General features: G+C 54.5%; 21 protein-coding genes and 1 tRNA gene. All 22 read left to right on the top strand.

Translation table 11 applies throughout. The features are described from left to right. Positions 1-2 precede the first annotated feature (2 nt). The 22 genes from ACOYNV_RS08570 (at position 3) to nuoK (ending at position 20,520) form a co-directional block, all read left to right on the top strand. Positions 3-2,090 carry an Eco57I restriction-modification methylase domain-containing protein gene (locus ACOYNV_RS08570; protein ID WP_422899345.1) on the top strand — a complete coding sequence of 696 codons (2,088 nt, stop codon included), beginning with the start codon at positions 3-5 and terminating at the stop codon, positions 2,088-2,090. A gap of 21 nt (positions 2,091-2,111) precedes the next feature. Continuing rightward, a complete protein-coding gene (locus tag ACOYNV_RS08565) occupies positions 2,112-3,368 on the top strand; it encodes an AAA family ATPase (protein WP_422899344.1) in 1,257 nt (418 codons plus the stop codon). Next, positions 3,365-3,985, top strand: a complete 621-nt coding sequence (locus ACOYNV_RS08560; RefSeq protein WP_422899343.1) for a hypothetical protein — start codon at positions 3,365-3,367, stop codon at positions 3,983-3,985. Before ACOYNV_RS08565 ends, ACOYNV_RS08560 begins: the two co-directional genes overlap by 4 nt. Before the next feature lie 337 nt (positions 3,986-4,322). Beyond that, positions 4,323-5,690, top strand: a complete 1,368-nt coding sequence (glmM, locus tag ACOYNV_RS08555) for a phosphoglucosamine mutase (protein ID WP_422899342.1) — start codon at positions 4,323-4,325, stop codon at positions 5,688-5,690. Positions 5,691-5,768: 78 nt separating this feature from the next. After that, positions 5,769-6,767 carry a PstS family phosphate ABC transporter substrate-binding protein gene (locus ACOYNV_RS08550; RefSeq protein ID WP_422899341.1) on the top strand — a complete coding sequence of 333 codons (999 nt, stop codon included), beginning with the start codon at positions 5,769-5,771 and terminating at the stop codon, positions 6,765-6,767. Between the two features lie 117 nt (positions 6,768-6,884). Beyond that, positions 6,885-7,796 carry a phosphate ABC transporter permease subunit PstC gene (pstC, locus tag ACOYNV_RS08545; RefSeq protein ID WP_422899340.1) on the top strand — a complete coding sequence of 304 codons (912 nt, stop codon included), beginning with the start codon at positions 6,885-6,887 and terminating at the stop codon, positions 7,794-7,796. 1 nt (position 7,797) lies between these two features. Continuing rightward, a complete protein-coding gene (gene pstA, locus ACOYNV_RS08540) occupies positions 7,798-8,721 on the top strand; it encodes a phosphate ABC transporter permease PstA (protein ID WP_422899339.1) in 924 nt (307 codons plus the stop codon). 19 nt (positions 8,722-8,740) lie between these two features. Then, positions 8,741-9,532: a phosphate ABC transporter ATP-binding protein PstB gene (pstB, locus tag ACOYNV_RS08535; protein WP_422899338.1), complete on the top strand. Its 792-nt coding sequence runs from the start codon at positions 8,741-8,743 to the stop codon at positions 9,530-9,532. Between the two features lie 151 nt (positions 9,533-9,683). Then, positions 9,684-10,439 (top strand): triose-phosphate isomerase, encoded by a 756-nt coding sequence (tpiA, locus tag ACOYNV_RS08530; RefSeq protein ID WP_422899337.1) that lies wholly within the window; start codon positions 9,684-9,686, stop codon positions 10,437-10,439. A gap of 9 nt (positions 10,440-10,448) precedes the next feature. Continuing rightward, the gene (secG, locus tag ACOYNV_RS08525) at positions 10,449-10,820 is read left to right on the top strand and encodes a preprotein translocase subunit SecG (protein ID WP_422899336.1); all 372 of its coding nucleotides are present in this window, start codon (positions 10,449-10,451) and stop codon (positions 10,818-10,820) included. A gap of 68 nt (positions 10,821-10,888) precedes the next feature. Then, positions 10,889-10,973 (top strand) — tRNA-Leu (locus ACOYNV_RS08520). A gap of 59 nt (positions 10,974-11,032) precedes the next feature. Then, a complete protein-coding gene (locus tag ACOYNV_RS08515; protein ID WP_422899335.1) occupies positions 11,033-11,407 on the top strand; it encodes an NADH-quinone oxidoreductase subunit A in 375 nt (124 codons plus the stop codon). Positions 11,408-11,410: 3 nt separating this feature from the next. Beyond that, complete coding sequence (locus ACOYNV_RS08510) at positions 11,411-11,887, top strand: NuoB/complex I 20 kDa subunit family protein (protein WP_422899334.1); 477 nt, start codon at positions 11,411-11,413, stop codon at positions 11,885-11,887. 18 nt (positions 11,888-11,905) lie between these two features. After that, positions 11,906-12,511: an NADH-quinone oxidoreductase subunit C gene (locus ACOYNV_RS08505; protein WP_422899333.1), complete on the top strand. Its 606-nt coding sequence runs from the start codon at positions 11,906-11,908 to the stop codon at positions 12,509-12,511. Continuing rightward, a complete protein-coding gene (locus tag ACOYNV_RS08500; protein ID WP_422899332.1) occupies positions 12,504-13,757 on the top strand; it encodes an NADH-quinone oxidoreductase subunit D in 1,254 nt (417 codons plus the stop codon). The genes ACOYNV_RS08505 and ACOYNV_RS08500 overlap by 8 nt, the downstream gene beginning before the upstream one ends. Further along, the gene (gene nuoE / locus ACOYNV_RS08495; protein ID WP_422899331.1) at positions 13,757-14,230 is read left to right on the top strand and encodes an NADH-quinone oxidoreductase subunit NuoE; all 474 of its coding nucleotides are present in this window, start codon (positions 13,757-13,759) and stop codon (positions 14,228-14,230) included. The genes ACOYNV_RS08500 and nuoE overlap by 1 nt, the downstream gene beginning before the upstream one ends. After that, positions 14,230-15,558: an NADH-quinone oxidoreductase subunit NuoF gene (gene nuoF, locus ACOYNV_RS08490; RefSeq protein WP_422899330.1), complete on the top strand. Its 1,329-nt coding sequence runs from the start codon at positions 14,230-14,232 to the stop codon at positions 15,556-15,558. The genes nuoE and nuoF overlap by 1 nt, the downstream gene beginning before the upstream one ends. Before the next feature lie 9 nt (positions 15,559-15,567). Then, positions 15,568-17,898, top strand: coding sequence for an NADH-quinone oxidoreductase subunit NuoG (gene nuoG, locus ACOYNV_RS08485; RefSeq protein WP_422899329.1), 2,331 nt, complete (start codon positions 15,568-15,570; stop codon positions 17,896-17,898). A gap of 59 nt (positions 17,899-17,957) precedes the next feature. Continuing rightward, on the top strand, positions 17,958-19,004 hold the full coding sequence (nuoH, locus tag ACOYNV_RS08480; RefSeq protein WP_422899347.1) for an NADH-quinone oxidoreductase subunit NuoH: 1,047 nt from the start codon (positions 17,958-17,960) through the stop codon (positions 19,002-19,004). 10 nt (positions 19,005-19,014) lie between these two features. Further along, positions 19,015-19,503 carry an NADH-quinone oxidoreductase subunit NuoI gene (gene nuoI / locus ACOYNV_RS08475; RefSeq protein WP_422899328.1) on the top strand — a complete coding sequence of 163 codons (489 nt, stop codon included), beginning with the start codon at positions 19,015-19,017 and terminating at the stop codon, positions 19,501-19,503. Between the two features lie 14 nt (positions 19,504-19,517). Beyond that, entirely contained in the window at positions 19,518-20,120 is a 603-nt protein-coding gene (locus ACOYNV_RS08470; RefSeq protein WP_422899327.1) for an NADH-quinone oxidoreductase subunit J, read from the top strand. Between the two features lie 94 nt (positions 20,121-20,214). Next, positions 20,215-20,520, top strand: a complete 306-nt coding sequence (gene nuoK / locus ACOYNV_RS08465) for an NADH-quinone oxidoreductase subunit NuoK (protein WP_422899326.1) — start codon at positions 20,215-20,217, stop codon at positions 20,518-20,520.

Below are 20,520 nucleotides of genomic sequence, written 5' to 3'. Positions count from 1 at the left end.
TCATGGAAGAGGCTTGCGAGATCGCCAAGCTGCGCCTGTTTCTGGCCATGGTGTCGTCGGTGCGCAAGGTTGAGGACCTGGAGCCGCTGCCCAACATCGATTTCAATATCGTGCCAGGCAATTCGCTGGTGGGCTTGATGCGGGTGGACGAACACGAATTCAACAGCAAACAGGACGACCTCTTCAAGCCGCCTTTTCGCGAACTCCTGGCCAACAAAAACCGCAAGCTCGATACCTATCGCCACGCAACGGAAGTGCTCGGAAAACAGGTCAATCTGCAATCACTGCGCGACGATATCGACAGCGAAATGCAGTACGCCACGAGTGTGATGAACGAGCTGCTGCGCGACCAGTTCGAAGCGCTTGGCGTCAAGTACGAAGAAGCCCAGTGGGACGCAAAAAAGAAAGACCTGGGCAAGCCCAAAAAGCGCCAGATCGAACGCCGGGACATCGATGCCCAGACCCCTTTCCACTGGGGCTACGTGTTCGACGACATCGTGCAACGGCGTGGTGGCTTTGACATTGTGCTGGCCAACCCGCCGTGGGAAGTGTTCAAGCCGCAGGCTAAAGAGTTTTTCGCCGAATACTCCGCCGTGGTCACCAAGAACAAGATGAGCATCAAGGAGTTTGAGAAGGAGCGGGGCAAACTGCTTCAGAACGTGGAGGTGCGGGATGCCTGGCTGGCCTATGAGAGTCGGTTTCCGTATCTGAACCAATATTTCCGTTCGGCTCCTGAGTACCAGAGTCAGTTCGCCATTGTGGCCGGGCGCAAGGTAGGAGCCGATCTGAACCTTTACAAGTTGTTTACCGAGCGCTGTTTTGCATTGCTACGTTCGTGCGGCCATTGTGGCATTGTCATTCCCAGCGGCATCTATACGGATTTGGGAGCCAAGGGTTTACGAGATTTGCTGTTCGAGCAAACGCAGATCGAAGGCTTGTTCTGCTTCGAAAATCGGAAGACGATCTTTGAAGGGGTGGACAGTCGCTTCAAGTTCATCGTGCTGACTTTTGAGAAATCGGCTAAACCGCGTTTGCAGCAGATTGGGGAACTCAACGCCAGCGCCCCCCCAGATGACCTGCTGGCTCCGCAGACTGTGGAAGAAGCTAATGGTGGCGGGACGCTACGTTTTCCTGCCGCCTTCATGCGGCATGATGTCGCGGAACTAGCCCGCTTTCCTGCCGAGGGCGCGCTCTGGCTTGATGTGGAACTGATTAAGCGCTTGTCCCCCGACAGTCATTCTGTGATGGAATTCAAGTCTGCTGTGGACGTGACTATTGCTCAAAAGTTGTTGCGGTTTCCGTTGCTCGGCGAACACGTAAATGATGCCTGGAATCTCAAGCTACACCGCGAATTGCACATGACGGACGACGCGCCGTTGTTCAGAACGCAGCCCGAGACGGGCGCTTTGCCGTTGGTCGAAGGAAAAATGATTCACCAGTTCGAGTTTGCTCGGCAGGCCTTCAAGTACTGGGTGCCTGAGTGCGGTGGGCGTCAATCATTGATCGGGCGCGGCGATGACGAAGGACAGGCGCTGTCCTACCACCGCTATCGGTTTGCTCATCGTTCCATCGCGCGGTCAACTGATGAGCGCACAATGATTGCCGCCATCTTGCCGCCATGTGTATTCAGCGGGCATTCACTAAATGTTGCATTTGAGCCGGAGAGCGTTACCGAACAGCTCTTCCTGCTGGCGTTCATGAACAGTTTTGTGCTCGATTACTACCTGCGCCAGCAGGTCTCGGCCAATCTGACGATGTTTTTCATCTACCAGTGCCCGATGCCGCGCTTGGACAAATTGGTCCCAAGCTTTGCGGTTATTGTCCAGCGCGCCGCCCGCCTCATCTGCACCACACCCGAATTCGACGACCTCGCCAAAGCCGTGGGTTTGCAAAGTCACCACGAAGGTGCCACCGACCCCACTGAGCGCGCCCGCCTGCGCGCCGAACTCGACGGCCTGGTGGCGCATCTGTATGGACTTACGGAAGAAGAGTTCGCCCATATTCTTTCCACCTTCCCGCTGGTGGCTGATGCCGTCAAGGTGGATGCACATAACGCCTATCGCCGTGTTGCCAACCAACTGATTCAATAAGACTTCGCCAGGATCTTCGTCATGCAAATCAAGTCCATTGCCGTAAATAACTTCAAGGCGCTAAGAACTTCAGGAGCAGTGCGCCTCAAGCCATTGACCGTGATCATTGGCAACAACGGTAGCGGCAAGTCCAGTTTGCTGGAAGCAGTTGAAACCTATGTGCGCATTCTGGACGAAGGGGTGGAAGGCGCCATGAGGCATTGGCAGGGGTTTGAGCACATCTGGCATAAGAGTGCCCAGGCAAAAAAAGCTGGCAACGCACCGCTTGCCAGGCAAGCCAGCCCTATGGAACTGTCGCTGACCCTCAAAGTTGACACGGCCAATGCAAAGCTTTCGCTAGCAGTCAACACAGCAGATAACGGAAACTTTCTTTATATCCAGCAAGAGCGTGGACAGGTAGGTACCACCCGCTTTGAACGCAGTGCTGTTGATCTGAGCGCCAACCAAAGCTCAGGCATCGAGTACTCCAACGATTTGCAGGCCAGTATGGAGGCCGCGCTGAAGAGTGTTGGCAGCGCGAATAGTCTACTTCCCTTTTTGGGAGCCTTCGATCGGGTAACGCGCAGTTTGCGTAGCTCGCTTTTTTTGCGACTCAACCCTGACGCCATTGGTCAATTGCAATCCGTCAATCGCAGTGGGCAGCGAATCCGGTTGGCGAGTGATGGTTCGAATGTAGCCGAGTATTTAATCGACCTGCGCGAACGCTCTCCGTCTGCTTTTGAGCAAATCACCAACGCGTTGCGCTATGTGCTGCCCTACGCTACCGATGTAGAGCCCAAGGTGCTTGACGCGGGCATCATCCGGCGCAGCTATGTGCAGTTGCTAGAGAGCAAGTACGAAATTCCGGGGTGGTTGATGTCCTCCGGCTCGCTGCGCGCGTTGCCACTTATCGCTACGCTGTTGGACCCCGATCCACCTCCGGTGGTGTTTGTCGAAGAAATCGAAAACGGCCTGGATCCCCGCACTGTGGGGCTGGTGGTGGACTTGATGCGCGAAGCAGCCAATAGTGGTCGCTCGCAAATTATTGCCACTACACACTCGCCTTATTTGTTGGACATGCTGGACCTGGACGATGTGCTGCTGTGCGAGCGTGGTAATAAGGGGCCAGAATTTACCTGGCCCGGTAGTCGCTCGGAGATGCAGGCCTGGCGCCAAAATTTCATGCCGGGGCGGCTTTACACCATGAATGCTTTGCAGCGTGAGCCGGAACCCCCTGCTGATGCGCCTGCCGCGACTGTCGGTGAAGCCCCGGCGGGTGGCTGGGGAGGTGACGAATGAAAGTAGCCATTGTGTGCGAGGGCCGCTTGGCCGGGGAAGACGCGCAGGTGTATGAACACTTTGCCAGGCGCATAGTGCCCGGCGCTGCGGTCAAGGCCTTTCCGCAAGGCACTAAGCCTGAGTTGTTCGCCAATGCGGGTGATGTGGCGAAGACCTTGTTTGCCTCGGGCTATTGTCGAGTGCTGATCATTTGGGATATTGAGCCGCGCTGGGGAAAGCCAGATGGCGAATTGCAAGACCGGCAAGACCTGCAGGTGTCTTTGACCAATGCAGGTGTGGATGCCCACCCGTGCTTGTATTTGGTGGCTATTCACAAAGAACTGGAGGCCTGGCTGTTGGCTGATGGTTCTGCACTGTCAGCCGTGCTGTCGCGTCCTGCACACCCGGTCACCATCAAAGACAACAAAAAAGCGGATACAGAAGCCAACCCCAAGAAGAAACTGGAACAACTGTTTGAGAAACACAATGTTCCTTTTGGTCCGCAGCCCGCGCAAGGCGCGTACCAGCCCAAACTGGCTGCAGTACGTATTGCGGAGAAGGTGCCAGCCAACTTCGGTCAGTTGGGAAAGTTGAAGTCTTTTCAGCAGTTTGGTCGTTCGTTAACTCAGGCTTGTTAGACGTGCTGTTATTCCTTTATCCGGTGGCTCTGGATAAAGGAATTAAATATGTCGAAAAATATAATTGAATCAATAAGTTGTCACGAAGTTCTTTATCCGGACAGGGCGATTTGGCATGTTGATCTGGCATCAAACCCTCAAGCGAGTCTTGGCGGCTCTCTGGAGGGCTTGTGTGCGCAATGGCAGGCACAGGGGCGGTTGATCATTGTGCTGGTGCTTGATTGCAGAAACTGAAATCGGCAGTTTCGCAAAGCACATTTTTATCTGCTGAAGGTTTCAGTACAATGGCAGCCTTTTATCGCCTTGCCATTCTGGTAAGGCGGCTGGGAGAGAACAAGTGGCAAGAAAATATTTTGGTACCGATGGTATTCGTGGCCGGGTGGGGCAGTCTCCGATTACGCCGGATTTTGTAATGCGCCTCGGCTATTCGGCGGGCAAGGTGCTGGTCGAAGACGAGTTGGCCCGTGGTCACCTCAAGGCCGGCGAACGCCCGGCGGTGTTGATCGGCAAGGACACCCGAGTCTCCGGTTATATGCTGGAGGCTGCGCTGGAAGCCGGTTTCGCTGCTGCAGGGGTTGATGTTTGCCTGGTTGGGCCGATGCCGACGCCCGCCGTGGCCTACCTGACGCGAGCGCTGCGCTTGACGGCCGGGATCGTCATCTCGGCTTCGCACAATCCCTTCTACGATAACGGAATCAAGTTCTTTTCTGCTTATGGCACCAAGCTGGAGGATGCGCTGGAAGCGAAAATCGAGGCCGGGATCGATGCGCCGCTAGTCTGCGTTCAGTCGGCAGAACTTGGACGCGCACGCCGCATCGATGATGCCGCCGGGCGTTACATCGAGTTTTGCAAGAGCACCTTTCCGAACGATCTGGATCTGCGCGGACTGAAAATCGTCGTCGATTGCGCGCATGGCGCGGCCTACCACATTGCGCCACACGTCTTTCATGAGTTGGGTGCCGAGGTGATAGCCATTGGCGCCGAGCCCAATGGTCTGAATATCAACAAGGAGGTTGGTGCGACGGCTACCGCCGCGTTGAGCAAGGCGGTGCTGGCACACCAGGCTGATCTCGGCATCGCGCTCGATGGCGATGCGGATCGCGTGATGATGGTCGATGCCGAAGGCAGGGTTTATGACGGCGATCAACTGCTCCTGGCGGTGGTGCATAGCCGACTGCGGCATGGGTCGGTGACCGGGGTGGCAGGAACGCTGATGACCAATCTGGCCTTTGAACACGCCTTGGCCGGGCTGGATATTCCTTTTGCACGGGCCGCCGTCGGCGACCGTTATGTGATGGAAATGCTGCGCGACAAGGGCTGGATGTTCGGCGGGGAAAATTCGGGCCACATCCTCTGTCTCGACAAACACACCACCGGTGATGGCATCGTGTCGGCCTTGCAGGTGCTTTCTGCACTGCGCGAGGAGGGCGGCGATTTGAGTTCCTTGCTAAACAAGCTGGTGCTGTATCCGCAGTTATTGATCAATGTGCCGCTGGTCAAGGGCTTTCCATGGAAAGAGAATCCGCTGATTGCCACCGTTCTTCAGGAGGTTGAATTGGCACTGGTGGGTGAGGGCCGGGTGCTGTTGCGCGCCTCGGGAACCGAGCCGCTATTGCGCGTCATGGTCGAAGGCCAGGATGCGGAGAAAGTACGGGCGGCAGCAGAGAAACTCGCGGCGGCTGTGCGTGAAGCCGTTTTATCGTGATGTAACAGAGTTGTAACATTCACCGGATAAACTTGTTTTGTTGTACCTGATTATTCAGACTACCAAGGAGAATGTTGCATGAAGATTTCGAAATTTGCTGCCGTTGCGGCCCTGGCACTGGCTGGTGTTTCTGCCTCCGGACTTGTTCAGGCGCAGGCGCTGGTCAAGGTTGACGGCTCTTCCACTGTATATCCGATTACCGAGGCGGTAGCCGAGGACTTTCAAAAGTCCAAGAAGAACAGCATTCGCGTGACGGTGGGCATTTCCGGCACCGGCGGAGGTTTCAAGAAGTTCTGCCGTGGCGAGACTGACGTTTCCGACGCCTCGCGCCCGATCCTCAAGCAGGAAATTGAGGCTTGCAAGGCGGCAGGTATCGAATATATCGAACTTCCGGTGGCTTACGATGCGCTGACCGTGGTCGTCAATCCGAAAAATGACTGGATCAAGTCATTGACCGTCGCCGAGCTCAAGGCCATGTGGGAGCCGGGCGCGCAGGGCAAGATTACCAGTTGGAAGCAGATCAACCCGGCCTGGCCGGATCGTCCCCTGAAACTGTTCGGCGCCGGCGCCGACTCGGGTACCTTCGATTACTTTACTGAAGCCATCAACGGCAAGTCAAAGTCCAGTCGCGGCGACTTCACTGCCTCAGAAGACGACAACGTTCTGGTTCAGGGCGTGTCGCGCGACATCGGCGCGCTTGGCTTCTTCGGGTTTTCCTACTACGAGGAAAACAAGGACAAGCTGAAGGCCGTGCCGATCGTCGACAAGGAAGGCAAGCCGGCGGTTCTCCCATCGCTCAAGACGGTTATCGACGGCTCATACCAGCCACTGGCCCGCCCGATCTTCATTTATGTCAATGCCAAGTCGGCTGACAAGCCTGAAGTCAAGGAGTTCGTCGAGTATTACATGAAGCACGGCGAGAAACTGACCAAGGAAGTGAAGATCGTTCCGCTACCGGCCAAGGCTTACACCTACAACTTGGAGCACTTTGCCAAACGTGCCAAGGGCAGCAAGTTCGGTGGCGAGAACAAGGTCGGTATCACCATTGAAGAATTGATGAAGCTGGAAGCCAAGTAACAAGACTCCCTGAATGCATCCCCCGGCCAGGCCGGGGGCTCTTCATGCCAGTTACAGGCTATTCTTGAGGGTTTGTTGGTGAATTCATACGCAATAACTGCTGGAAGACTTGACGTTATGCCTGAACCCAGTGATCGACTAAAAAAAGACCTTACACGCCATGTCAAGGAACGGGTGATCGAATCGATCCTCTTTCTCGCGGCGTTTCTTTCGGTTTTTACAACCACGGCGATTGTTTATATTCTGGTCAGAGAATCCTGGGTGTTCTTCCAGCATGTTCCGCTGACTGATTTCCTGTTCGATACGCAGTGGACCCCGCTTTTTGATGATGCCCACTACGGCATCATGGTTCTGCTTTCCGGCACCATTACGAGTTCGATGGTGGCCTTGCTGGTGGCGATCCCTTTGGGCACGATCATCGCCATTTATCTTTCCGAATTCGCACCATTCAGCATTCGGGAAATTGCCAAGCCATTTCTTGAATTGCTCGGGGGAATTCCGACGATCATTTATGGCTACTTTGCCTTGCTGTTCGTGACCCCTTTGCTACAAGAAATATTTCCCGGCCTGCCCGGTTTCAATCTGCTTTCCGCGGGGCTCGTCATGGGGGTGATGATCATTCCCTATGTTGCTTCGCTCTCCGAGGATGCCATGCGCGCCGTGCCCATGGCGTTGCGCGAGGGCTCCTATGCCACCGGCGCCACGCGTTTGCAGACCGCCTTGCGGGTTGTGGTGCCATCGGCCACCTCGGGGATCGCCGCAGCTTACATTCTCGGCATCTCGCGTGCGGTCGGCGAGACGATGATTCTGGCGGTGGCGGCCGGTATGCAGCCCAATCTGACATTCAATCCGTCCGAGCCCGGTGCAACGATTACTTCATTCATTGTTCAGGTGGCGCTCGGTGATCTGCCGCACGGCAGCATCGGCTATCAGACGATCTTTGCTGCCGGTCTGTCGTTGATGCTGCTGACGCTGGTATTCAATCTGATCGGCTTTTACATGCGCAAGAAGTATCGCGAGGTGTATTGATATGAATCAACAGGAATTGCAGGCTCTGCGCTCGATGATTGTTGCGCACAAGCGCTGGGACTTGATGTTCGGTTTGCTCGGCATCCTGGCGCTGATGCTCGCCCTGATGACCTTCGCCGCACTGTTCGCCGATATGGCGATCAATGGTCTGGGGCGAATCAGTATTGATTTCCTGACCTCTTTTCCCTCGCGGCGTGCCGAAAATGCCGGGATACTCTCGGCCTGGGTAGGGTCGGTTTTGGTGATGCTGGTGACCGGATTTGCTGCCGTGCCCTTGGGGGTAGCCGCTGGCGTATATCTCGAAGAGTACGCGCCAAAGAACTGGATCACCGACATCATCGAGATCAACGTCAGCAATCTGGCCGGTGTGCCGTCGATCATTTATGGCTTGCTTGCGCTCGGTCTGTTTGTGTACACCTTCGGCCTCGGGCAAAGCATCCTTACCGCCGGCCTAACCCTGGCGCTACTGATTTTGCCCGTGGTCATTGTTGCCACCCGGGAAGCGATCCGCTCCATTCCCCAGATTATCCGGGAGGGAGCCTACGCCTGTGGAGCAACTACCTGGCAGGTGGTCAGCGACCATATCGTGCCTTATTCCAGCGCCGGTATTCTGACCGGTGTGATTATTGGTATGGCGCGGGCGATTGGTGAAACGGCACCGATCATTACCGTGGGTGCATTGACCTTTATTGCCTTTCTGCCCACGGCCCCTTTTACGGGAGATCCGCCGGCAGGTTTGTTTGACTGGCTGTTTGCTCCTTTTACGGTGATGCCGATCCAGATGTTCAACTGGACGTCACGTCCAGAGGCGGCCTTCTTGAATAACGCGGCAGCAGCCGGTTTCATTCTTGTTCTTATGACATTGGCCATGAACGGCCTGGCCATCTGGTTGCGCTATCGATTGCGCAAGAATATCAATTGGTAAGCATCCAAAGGTGAATTTAATGACTGAGAACAGCATGCACGATACCCATTTACCGCTCAAGGCAGAAGCCAGAAACCTGAGTTTTCATTACGGTAATTTCCAGGCGCTCAAGAACGTGAATATGCCGATCTATGAGAGAAAAGTTACGTCTTTGATCGGGCCGTCAGGGTGCGGAAAATCGACCTATCTTCGCTGCTTTAACCGCATGCACGACCTGTATCCGGGAAATCGCTACGAGGGCGCCATCGATTTTCATCCGGATCGCACTAACCTGCTTTCGCCAAAAGTCGACCCGATCGAAGTTCGTATGCGTATCAGCATGGTCTTTCAGAAACCCAATCCATTTCCGAAATCGATCTACGAAAACGTAGCCTACGGTTTGCGGGTTCGGGGTGAAAGTTCGCGTTCAGTGATCGATGACAAGGTCGAGGCTGCATTGCGTAGCGCGGCCCTGTGGGTTGAGGTCAAAGATCGTCTCAAGGAACTGGGTGCCAACCTTTCGGGTGGTCAGCAGCAACGCCTGTGCATCGCAAGGGCTTTGGCGACTGATCCGGAATTGATGCTGTTCGACGAGCCGACATCGGCACTCGATCCGATCGCCACAGCCAGTATCGAGGAACTCATCACCGAGTTGAAGGAAAAGGTGACGATTCTGATCGTGACGCACAATATGCAGCAAGCCGCCCGCATATCGGACTATACCGCGTACATGTATATCGGTGAGATGGTCGAGTTTGGTGTGACCGATCAGGTGTTCATCAAGCCCAAGAAAAAAGAGACAGAGGACTATATTACCGGTCGTTTTGGGTAGTCAGAACTGGCTGGATTCCTTGCGTGACTACGTGTAACGGCCGGTTCTCTCCGGCCGTTGCTTTATGCTCCCGGAAAAACGCACGCAGGCTTTTTATTGACCGGAGGGGCTCTGTTTGACTATAATTTCGACTTTTTTGGAGGAGGGTGCTATGCGTCAGAAGCTGGTAGCAGGTAATTGGAAGATGCACGGTGGGCTTAAGACCAACTTGCAGTTGCTTCAGGATGTCGTTAATGGCGTTGCTGAATTGCGTGGTATGACGGCAGCGGTTTGCGTCCCTTTCCCCTATTTGGCACAGGCTCAGTCCGTTTTGACTGGAACGTCCCTGGCTTGGGGCGCTCAGAATATGAGCGAGCAGGTACAAGGTGCCTTCACTGGCGAAGTCAGCGCTGCGATGCTGCAGGATTTCGCCTGTCGCTATGTCCTAGTTGGCCACTCAGAGCGTCGTGCAATCTACGGTGAGTCGGATGCCCTGGTGGCTGAGAAGTTTGCCGCTGCACTGGCCGCCGGTTTGTGTCCGGTTCTTTGCGTCGGTGAAACACTGGCCCAGCGTGAAGCCGAGCAGACCGTCGAAGTGGTTTCGGCTCAAATTGATGCTGTTCTGAAGCGCGTTGGCGTTGCCGCCTTCGCTGGTGCAGTGGTTGCCTATGAACCGGTTTGGGCCATTGGTACCGGTCGTACAGCGACATCGGAACAGGCACAGGAAGTACATGCCGCCATTCGTGCGCAGATTGCCCGTGCTGACGCCAAGGTGGCTGAAGGCCTGCAAATTCTGTACGGTGGCAGTGTCAAACCGTCCAATGCGGTTGAGTTGTTTGGCATGCCTGATATCGATGGCGGCCTGATTGGTGGCGCGTCTTTGGTTGCGGCTGACTTCCTCGCCATTTGTCGTGCAGCGGTTCAATAAAGAGGCACCATGGAATATCTGTTACCAACTGTTTTGGTGATTCACATTCTGGCCGCGATCGGTGTCATCGGTCTGGTGCTGGTTCAACACGGCAAGGGCGCTGACATGGGCGCGGCTTTCGGTAGCGGAGCCTCGGGCAGCCTGTTTGGTGCCACGGGGTCGGCCAACTTCCTTAGCCGGACGACAGCTGTTCTGGCCGCCGTGTTTTTTGTGACCAGCCTTTCATTGGCCTACATAGCCTCCAATAAGCCAAAAACGACTGGCAGTGTCATGCAGGATGCGGTAACATCGCAACCTCTTTCAGCACCGGCTGCGGCTGGCTCTGAAAAGGCTGGAAGCCCTGCGAATTCTGGCTCGAAGACAAAAGATATTCCGAAGTAGATTGACTGCAAGAAAGCGGCGAGGGTGTGTTTTCCTCCTTTGAATACCTCGCCGTCTGACCAAGAAGTGCCGACGTGGTGAAATTGGTAGACACGCTATCTTGAGGGGGTAGTGACTTAGGTCGTATGAGTTCGAGTCTCATCGTCGGCACCAAGTGGAGTTATCCGGAATGGATAGCTCTGATCTGAATCTTAGCGATAGCGTGGCGGATTATGCTGGAAAACTATTTCCCGGTATTTGTCTTCATCCTGATTGGTATCGTATTCGGTATCGCTCCGGTCATCAGCGGTCTGGTGGTGGCTCCCCATCGCCCGGATAGCGAAAAGCTTTCGCCTTACGAATGCGGGTTCGAGGCCTTTGAAGATGCCCGCATGAAGTTCGATGTGCGTTATTACCTGATCGCCATCCTGTTTATCCTGTTTGATCTTGAAGTAGCCTTTCTTGTGCCTTGGGCGACGATCTTCAAAGAGATTGTCCTGACCGATTCGGTCAAGTGGTTCGGTTTTTTCGAGATGCTGGTTTTTGTCGCCATATTGGTCGTTGGCTATATCTATGCCTGGGCCAAAGGTGCGCTGGATTGGGAGTGAACAATGGGTATTGATGGCATTCTCCAGGAAGGCTTTATTACAACGACGGCTGACAAGCTGATCAACTACGTTCGCACCGGTTCAATGTGGCCGATGACTTTTGGTCTGGCCTGCTGTGCGATCGAGATGATTCATGCCGGTTGCTCGCGTTACGATCTTGATCGTTTCGGCATTGTTTTTCGCCCCAGTCCGCGACAGTCCGACGTCATCATCGTTGCCGGCACCCTGACCAATAAAATGGCTCCGGCCATGCGCAAGGTATATGACCAGATGGCCGAGCCACGCTGGGTGATTTCCATGGGTTCTTGCGCCAATGGGGGAGGTTACTATCACTACTCGTATTCGGTTGTCCGTGGCTGTGACCGCATCATTCCTGTCGATATCTATGTTCCCGGTTGTCCGCCAACTGCAGAGGCCCTGATTTATGGCCTGATCCAGTTGCAGAACAAGATTCGCCGTACCAGCACTATCGCCCGTTAAACCAACCGAGAGCTCGTCATGTCCGCCAAGCTTGAAGTGCTTAGCCAGAACCTGCAAAAACACCTCGGAGAGCGAATCCGTTCACAGCAGGTCGCCCTTGGCGAAATAACCATCGATGTCGATGTGGCAGATTATCTCGATGTGATGACGATGCTTCGTGATGAGCCAGAATTGCGTTTCGAGCAATTGATGGATCTCTGCGGAGTTGATTTCTCGACCTATGGTAATGGTGATTGGGCCGGCAAGCGTTTCGCTGTTGTCAATCACCTGATTTCAATTACGCACAACTGGCGTGTTCGCGTTTGTTGTTTTGCGCTCGAAGATGATTTCCCCTCGATTCCCTCAATTGTTTCGATCTGGAATTCTGTTAACTGGTTCGAGCGAGAAGCCTTTGATCTGTATGGCATTGTATTCCCGGGGCATACCGATCTGCGCAGGATTCTTACCGACTATGGTTTCATTGGGCATCCCTTCCGCAAGGATTTTCCTATTTCCGGTTATGTCGAAATGCGCTACGACCCCGATCAACGGCGTGTGATTTACCAACCTGTGACCATCGAGCCGCGTGAGATCACTCCGCGAATCGTTCGGGAACAGGGCTACGGGGACGTTGATAATGCCTGATATCCAGAACTACACCCTTAACTTCGGGCCGCAGCATCCAGCCGCGCACGGTGTTTTGCGCATGGTGCTCGAACTTGACGGTGAAGTCGTCATGCGTGCCGATCCGCACATCGGATTGCTGCATCGCGCGACTGAAAAACTCGCAGAAACAAAGACCTGGGTGCAGTCAGTTCCCTACATGGATCGTCTTGATTACATGTCGATGATGTGCAGTGAGCACGCCTACTGCATGGCAATCGAAAAAATGGTCGGTATTGAAGTGCCTATTCGCGCTCAGTACATCCGCGTGATGTTTGATGAAATAACGCGAGTTCTGAACCACTTGTTGTGGATTGGTGCGCACGGGCTTGATGTCGGAGCGATGACCATGGTTCTTTACGCTTTCCGTGAGCGTGAGGATCTGATTGACTGCTATGAAGCCGTATCGGGCGCCCGGATGCATGCCGCTTACTATCGGCCGGGTGGTGTCTATCGTGATCTGCCTGACCGCATGCCGCAATATCGCGAGTCGAAGTGGAAAAGTGCGGCTGAAGTCAGGAAGATCAATGAGGTACGCAGCGGCTCGTTCCTGGATTTTCTTGAAGATTTTGTCAGCCGGTTTCCGAAGCTTCTCGACGAGTACGAAACCTTGCTCACCGATAACCGTATCTGGAAACAGCGTCTTGTTGACGTGGGCATCGTTACTCCTGAACGCGCCCTGCAATTGGGCTTTACCGGCCCGATGCTGCGTGGTTCCGGGATTGCCTGGGATCTGCGCAAGAAGCAGCCCTACGAAGTTTATGACCGGATCGATTTCGACATTCCGGTTGGCGTGACCGGTGACTGTTATGACCGTTACCTGGTTCGTGTCGAAGAAATGCGCCAGTCGAATCGCATCATCAAGCAGTGTATCGACTGGCTGCGTGTCAATCCTGGTCCGGTTATCAGCGACAACCACAAGGTAGCGCCACCGTCGCGTGCAAACATGAAGTCGAACATGGAGGAGTTGATCCACCACTTCAAGTTGTGCACCGAAGGAATTCACGTGCCTGAAGGCCAGTTCTACTCCGCTGTTGAGCACCCGAAAGGTGAGTTTGGTATCTACGCAATTTCGGATGGCGCGAACAAGCCTTACCGCCTGAAGATCCGTTCGCCAGGTTACGTCCATCTATCAGCAATGGATGAACTGACGCGTGGCCACATGATTGCCGACGTGGTAACAATGGTCGGCACAATAGACATCGTTTTTGGCGAGATTGACCGCTGATGCTCACTACAGAATCCCTGAAGAGAATTGATCGAGAGATCGCCAAGTATCCGGCTGAGCAGAAACAGTCGGCGGTGATGGCGGCGCTGGCGATTGCCCAGGAAGAGCAGGGCTGGTTGCCGAGTGAGGCGATCGAGTTTGTCGCCAACTATCTTGGCATGGCGCCGATGGCAGCCTACGAGGTAGCCAGCTTTTACAATATGTATGACCTGAAGCCGGTTGGGAGATACAAGCTGACAGTCTGTACCAACCTGCCGTGCATGCTATCCGGCGGTGTTGATGCAGGTGAGTACCTCAAGCAGAAACTGGGTGTCGGTTTCAATGAGACGACCCCCGATGGCAAGATCACCCTCAAGGAGGGCGAGTGCATGGGCGCTTGCGGCGATGCACCGGTGATGCTGGTCAATAACCGTCGCATGTGCAGTTGCATGCTGCCTGAGCAAATCGACAAACTGCTGGCGGAGCTCGAATAATGGCGATCCTCGGTGCAATCAATCCGATGCTCTCCATCGGCCTCAACGGGGATAGCGCATGGCGGCTGGAAGACTACGTCAAGCGTGGCGGCTATGCGGCCCTGAAAAAAATTATCGCCGAGAAAACACCCCAGGAAGTGGTGATCAACGAAGTCAAAAAATCGGTACTGCGCGGTCGTGGCGGTGCTGGCTTTCCGACCGGGCTGAAGTGGAGTTTCATGCCACGCTCATTTCCTGGCGACAAATATGTTGTCTGCAATTCCGACGAAGGCGAGCCTGGTACCTTCAAGGATCGTGACATCCTGCTTTTCAATCCGCACTCGGTCATCGAGGGCATGACCATCGCCGCCTATGCCATGGGTGCCTCACGCGGCTACAACTACATTCACGGCGAAATCTGGGAAGTCTACACACGCTTTGAAGAAGCTTTGGATGAGGCGCGAGCGGCCGGTCTGCTTGGCAAGAACATCCTGGGTTCCGACTTCGACTTCGATCTTTTTGCACATCACGGTTACGGCGCCTATATCTGCGGCGAAGAAACCGCGCTCCTCGAATCGATTGAAGGTAAAAAGGGACAGCCACGATTCAAACCGCCATTTCCGGCCAGCTTCGGCCTTTATGGCAAGCCAACAACAATCAACAACACCGAGACCTTCAGCGCCATTCCGTTCATCATGAACCTGGGCGGCGAAGCCTACCTTGAAGCCGGCAAGGCCAATAACGGCGGCACCAAGCTGTTCTCGATTTCCGGTCATGTTAACAAGCCGGGTAACTATGAAATTCCGCTGGGTACGCCATTTTCGACATTGCTTGAAATGGCCGGCGGCATGCGCGGCGGTCGCAAGCTCAAGGGCTGCATCCCCGGCGGTTCGTCTTCACCGGTGCTGCCTGGCGACATCATCATGGACTGCACGCTGGACTATGATTCCATCAGCAAGGCCGGATCGATGCTCGGTTCTGGTGCAGTCATCGTCATGGATGAGTCGACCTGCATGGTGAAGGCGCTAGAGCGGCTTTCCTTCTTCTACTACGAAGAGTCCTGCGGGCAATGCACGCCATGTCGCGAAGGTACCAACTGGCTGTACAAGATTGTCCATCGCATCGAGAACGGGCAGGGACGTCCGGATGATCTGGATCTGCTCAGCAGTGTCACCACCAACATCATGGGCCGCACCATTTGCGCGCTTGGCGATGCCGCATCGATGCCAGTGCAGAGCTTCGTCAAGCATTTCCGTGACGAGTTTGCGTACCACATTGAACATAAGAAGTGTCTGGTTCCGCCCGATGTTCAGCGCGCGGGCAGTGGCTTCTTCAAGGCAACGGTCTAAGGTAGCCATATGCTAGATATTGAAATCGACGGCAAACAGGCGCAGGTGCCAGCGGGTAGCACCATCATGGATGCTGCCCAGCTTGTTGGCGCTTATATTCCTCATTTTTGTTACCACAAGAAACTTTCGATCTCCGCCAACTGCCGGATGTGCCTGGTGCAGGTCGAAAAGGCACCAAAGCCATTACCCGCTTGCGCGACGCCAGTCACCAGCGGCATGAAAGTTTTCACCCACTCGGAACTTGCCATCACTGCCCAGAAGGGTGTGATGGAATTTCTCCTGATCAACCACCCGCTTGACTGCCCGATCTGCGACCAGGGCGGTGAGTGTCAGTTGCAGGATCTGGCGGTGGGCTACGGTGGCAGTGCTTCACGCTACCAGGAAGCAAAGCGCGTCGTTTTTCACAAGGATATTGGTCCGCTGGTTTCAATGCAGGAAATGTCGCGTTGCATCCATTGCACACGTTGCGTCCGTTTTGGTCAGGAAATCGCCGGCGTGATGGAACTTGGCATGGCCAACCGCAATATGCATTCAGAGATTCAGACCTTCGTTGGCCGAACGGTTGATTCCGAACTGTCTGGCAACATGATTGACCTTTGCCCGGTTGGTGCACTGACTTCGAAACCGTTCCGTTACTCCGCACGCAGTTGGGAGCTTTCGCGTCGCAAGTCGGTTAGCCCGCACGACAGCATTGGCTCGAATCTGACGGTTCAGGTCAAGAACAACCGCGTCATGCGCGTTCTGCCACGCGAGAATGAAGATGTAAACGAGTGCTGGATATCGGACAAGGATCGTTTCTCCTATGAAGCGCTGAATTCCAGCGAGCGTTTGCAGAAACCGATGATCCGTGTCGACGGTGCCTTGCGTGAAGTCGAATGGAATGTCGCGTTGGACTATGTCTCGCACGCACTCAAGGATATTGCCAAGACGCATGGTGGTGAGGCCATCGCTGCGCTGGGCTCGCCGCACGCAACGCTTGAAGAACTCTATCTGCTCCAGAAACTGACCCGTGGCCTGGGTTCAGGCAGCGTTGATTTTCGTCCACGCCGCCGTGATTTTTCGTCCGATGGCAAACTGGCGGGTACGCCGTGGCTTGGTCTCAAGCTTTCGGAAATCAAGGATCTTGACGCGGTCCTGGTGGTTGGCAGTTTCCTGCGCAAGGATCATCCGCTGTTTACCCAACGGCTGCGTCAGCTTGCCAAGAAGTCGGGCGAGGTCAGCCTGATCTCTGTAACCGGTGACGATCCGCTGATCAGACTGCACGCACGAGTTACGGTTTCTCCGGCTGATCTGACTGTTGCACTGGCTGGTATTGTAAAAGCTGCGGCTCAGATCAAGAACGTCGAGCTTCCCGCAGGTCTGGAATCAGTCGAACCCTGCGCAACGAGCCAGGCGATTGCCCAAAGTCTACTGGCTGGTGAGAAGCGCGCTATCTTCCTCGGCAATGTTGCCGAGCAAAATGCTCAAGCTACGCAGCTTCATGCTTTGGCTGCTGAACTCGCCAGGCTTACAGGTGCCAGCTTCGGCTTCATCGGAGAAGCGGCAAACAGCGTCGGTGGCTATGTTGCCAAGGCTTTGCCGACGGCTCTCAACGCGTACGAAATGTTCGGACAACCGCGCAAGGCCTATGTCCTGCTTGGTGTCGAGCCAGAGCTTGACTGCTATAACCCGCAACAGGCAGTTTCTGCACTCAAGCAGGCGGCACTGGTTGTCATGCTGACGCCGTTCAAGCACGAGGCAGCCCTTGATTACGCAGATGTTTTGTTGCCAGTTGCGCCTTTTACCGAGACCTCTGGTTCCTTTGTGAATACAGAAGGTCGTATCCAGAGTTTTAATGGCGTCTGTCGACCGCTTGGCGATGCACGCCCAAGTTGGAAGGTGCTACGTGTTCTGGGTAATATGCTGGCGATTCCTGGCTTTGATTACGAATCGAGCGAGCAGGTACGTGACGAGATCGTTCAGCCGGACACCTGCTTTGTTGAAGGCCTTGATAATGGCATCAGCGGTCAGTCATTTTCCTTCGGCGTTGCCGATAGCAGCCTGCAGCGAATCGCAGATGTGCCGATTTACTCTGCCGATCTACTGGTGCGTCGCGCCGCAGCCTTGCAGCAGACCCACGATGCAGCGACACCGACCGCGCGCATGAATGCTTCAACGCTGGCGTTGGCGGGTATCGCAGACGGTTCCCAAGTGCGTGTCAAACAGGGAGCGGGTGAAGCATTATTGACGGCCAGGGTAGATGAGAGCGTGCCGGCGGGTTGTGTTCGGGTTGCGGCAGCCCACGCTGCGACTGCCGCTCTCGGTGACATGTTCGGTACGATTAACGTGGAGCGTGCATGATGGTGGATGCGCTGCAGCAACTGTTGCCGGGCTTTTTGATCCCGTATCTTAATATTCTGATGCAATTTGGGCAGGACACCTTTGGTTCGGCGTGGCAGGACATTCTGACCGTGGTGTGGACTGTGGTCAAAGTGATGCTCATCATTGCGCCACTGCTGCTCATTGTTGCCTACCTGACTTTCTGGGAACGAAAAGTCATTGGCTGGATGCAAGTGCGGATTGGCCCGAATCGCGTTGGTCCGTGGGGCCTGATTCAGCCGATTGCGGACGGCCTCAAACTGCTGTTCAAAGAGATTGTCATTCCGTCTGGAGCGGATAAATCTGTATTCCTGCTGGCCCCTGCCTTTGCCTTTGCTCCCGCGCTGATTGCTTGGGCAGTCATCCCATTCAACGACACGATGGTGCTGGCCAATGTCAACGCCAGCCTGCTCTACATAATGGCAGTTACCTCAATCGGTGTTTACGGCATCATCCTTGCAGGCTGGGCTTCCAACTCCAAATATGCATTTCTGGGCGGCATGCGCTCTGCCGCGCAGTTGATTTCCTATGAAATTGCAATGGGTCTTGCTTTGGTAGTCGTGTTGATGGTCTCGAACAGTCTTAATCTGGGCGATATTGTCAGAGGCCAGGGGCAGGGCAGGTTTGCCGAGATGGGGTTGGGATTTTTGTCATGGAACTGGTTGCCGCTGTTGCCGATGTTCGTGGTCTATCTGGTTTCCATCGTTGCCGAAACCAACCGCGCACCTTTTGACATGGCCGAAGGCGAATCCGAGATTGTCGGCTTCCATGTCGAGTATTCAGGGATGGCCTTCGCGGTATTCTCTCTTGCCGAATACTCCGCCATGATCTTGTGTGCGACCTTGACATCACTGCTATTCCTTGGTGGCTGGTTGTCGCCGGTCTGGTTCTTGCCGGACAGCATTTTCTGGTTGTTCGCGAAAATATCAGCGATATTGTTCTTCTTCCTGTGGATCCGCGCCACCTTCCCGCGTTATCGCTACGACCAGATCATGCGTCTTGGCTGGAAAGTGTTCATACCTGTGTGTCTCATCTGGTTGGTGTTTGTCGCTTGCTGGATGATGTCGCCTTGGAACATCTGGAAGTGAAAGGCTAATCATGGGAACAATGAAAGATATTTTTAACAGTCTCCTGCTCAAGGAGTTGTTCAAGGGAATGTCGGTAACCGGGCGCTATATGTTTGCCCGCAAGATCACCGTCCAGTATCCCGAAGAAAAGACGCCACAAAGCTTCCGTTTTCGTGGTTTGCATGCCTTGCGCCGTTATCCGAACGGTGAGGAACGGTGTATTGGCTGCAAACTCTGTGAGGCTGTTTGCCCGGCGATGGCCATTGTTATCGAATCCGAGCAACGTGATGATGGTTCGCGCCGCACGACACGTTACGATATTGATTTGACCAAGTGTATCTTCTGCGGTTTTTGTGAAGAAGCCTGTCCGGTTGATGCAATTGTCGAGACGCGTATTTTCGAGTATCACGGCGAGAAGCGCGGTGATCTTTACTACACCAAGCCAATGTTGCTGGCCAACGGCGATCAGTATGAATCACAGATCGCCGAAGACCGTGAACTTGACTCGAAATACCGCTAACAGGCGCTGATACGATGGAATTCAAGACCTTCGTTTTTTATTTTCTTTCCACGATACTGGTTTACGCCAGTTTGCGTGTCGTGACCTTGCGCAATCCGGTTCACGCCGCGCTCCATCTCATCCTTGCCTTTGTCAGTGCGAGCGGTGTGTGGGTGTTGTTGCAGGCAGAATTTCTCGCCATTGCACTGGTCCTCGTCTATGTTGGCGCGGTGATGGTTCTCTTCCTGTTTGTTGTCATGATGCTCGATATCAACATTGATCGACTGCGTGAAGGTTTCTGGAGTTACCTGCCACTGGGTTCGATCGTCGCGCTGCTGATGGTTGCTGAAATGAGCCTGGTTCTTGGGGGCAGCTATTTCGATCTGTTCGAGAACAACGTTCCGCAAGCGGCGGCTGGATACAGCAATGTCCAGGCGGTAGCCCGCCTGTTGTTTACCGAGTACGTTTATCCGTTTGAGTTGGCTTCGGTCATCCTCCTTGTAGCTATTGTTGCTGCATCGGCGCTTACACTGCGCGGCAAGCGGAAGAGCAAATCGGTTGATCCGTCGCAGCAAGTTTTTGTAAAGGCGAAAGATCGCGTACGCGTGCTGAAAATGCCCTCCGAAAAGCCTGGCTGACAGCGGTGTGCATTGAGTAATTGAATTCGAGTTTTAAGAATACGACGTGGTGGTGCATGGCACCACCATTTGCAGAAGGAACCAGGGAGGCACCTTGCTTACACTGTCCCATTTTTTGATATTAGGCGCGATTCTGTTTGCCATCAGCATCGTCGGCATTTTCCTTAACCGGAAAAATCTGATCATCATCCTGATGTCGATCGAGTTGATGCTGCTCGCGGTGAACATGAATTTCATCGCCTTCTCGCATTACATGCAGGATCTGGCCGGGCAGATTTTCGTCTTCTTCATTTTGACCGTTGCCGCTGCAGAATCTGCGATTGGCCTGGCGATACTCGTCGTGCTGTTCCGTAACCTGAAGACCATCCACGTGGATGATCTGGACAGCCTGAAGGGTTGA

Origin of the sequence: Propionivibrio sp., assembly GCF_049316945.1 — a bacterium.
In the GTDB taxonomy this organism is placed as follows: domain Bacteria; phylum Pseudomonadota; class Gammaproteobacteria; order Burkholderiales; family Rhodocyclaceae; genus Propionivibrio.
Note: the sequence above shows the minus strand (reverse complement) of the source record. Positions and strands in the feature narration are given on the sequence as shown.

Bases quoted from the DNA above. Each gene is read 5' to 3' on its own strand.
- nuoE (WP_422899331.1), top strand. From the start codon at position 13,757: ATGCTCACTACAGAATCCCTGAAGAGAATTGATCGAGAGATCGCCAAG.
- ACOYNV_RS08510 (WP_422899334.1), top strand. From the start codon at position 11,411: ATGGGTATTGATGGCATTCTCCAGGAAGGCTTTATTACAACGACGGCT.
- ACOYNV_RS08550 (WP_422899341.1), top strand. From the start codon at position 5,769: ATGAAGATTTCGAAATTTGCTGCCGTTGCGGCCCTGGCACTGGCTGGT.
- pstB (WP_422899338.1), top strand. From the start codon at position 8,741: ATGACTGAGAACAGCATGCACGATACCCATTTACCGCTCAAGGCAGAA.
- ACOYNV_RS08515 (WP_422899335.1), top strand. From the start codon at position 11,033: ATGCTGGAAAACTATTTCCCGGTATTTGTCTTCATCCTGATTGGTATC.
- ACOYNV_RS08500 (WP_422899332.1), top strand. From the start codon at position 12,504: ATGCCTGATATCCAGAACTACACCCTTAACTTCGGGCCGCAGCATCCA.
- ACOYNV_RS08470 (WP_422899327.1), top strand. From the start codon at position 19,518: ATGGAATTCAAGACCTTCGTTTTTTATTTTCTTTCCACGATACTGGTT.
- ACOYNV_RS08505 (WP_422899333.1), top strand. From the start codon at position 11,906: ATGTCCGCCAAGCTTGAAGTGCTTAGCCAGAACCTGCAAAAACACCTC.
- ACOYNV_RS08570 (WP_422899345.1), top strand. From the start codon at position 3: ATGGAAGAGGCTTGCGAGATCGCCAAGCTGCGCCTGTTTCTGGCCATG.
- tpiA (WP_422899337.1), top strand. From the start codon at position 9,684: ATGCGTCAGAAGCTGGTAGCAGGTAATTGGAAGATGCACGGTGGGCTT.
- nuoG (WP_422899329.1), top strand. From the start codon at position 15,568: ATGCTAGATATTGAAATCGACGGCAAACAGGCGCAGGTGCCAGCGGGT.
- ACOYNV_RS08560 (WP_422899343.1), top strand. From the start codon at position 3,365: ATGAAAGTAGCCATTGTGTGCGAGGGCCGCTTGGCCGGGGAAGACGCG.
- nuoI (WP_422899328.1), top strand. From the start codon at position 19,015: ATGGGAACAATGAAAGATATTTTTAACAGTCTCCTGCTCAAGGAGTTG.
- pstA (WP_422899339.1), top strand. From the start codon at position 7,798: ATGAATCAACAGGAATTGCAGGCTCTGCGCTCGATGATTGTTGCGCAC.
- nuoF (WP_422899330.1), top strand. From the start codon at position 14,230: ATGGCGATCCTCGGTGCAATCAATCCGATGCTCTCCATCGGCCTCAAC.
- pstC (WP_422899340.1), top strand. From the start codon at position 6,885: ATGCCTGAACCCAGTGATCGACTAAAAAAAGACCTTACACGCCATGTC.
- secG (WP_422899336.1), top strand. From the start codon at position 10,449: ATGGAATATCTGTTACCAACTGTTTTGGTGATTCACATTCTGGCCGCG.
- ACOYNV_RS08565 (WP_422899344.1), top strand. From the start codon at position 2,112: ATGCAAATCAAGTCCATTGCCGTAAATAACTTCAAGGCGCTAAGAACT.
- nuoH (WP_422899347.1), top strand. From the start codon at position 17,958: ATGCAATTTGGGCAGGACACCTTTGGTTCGGCGTGGCAGGACATTCTG.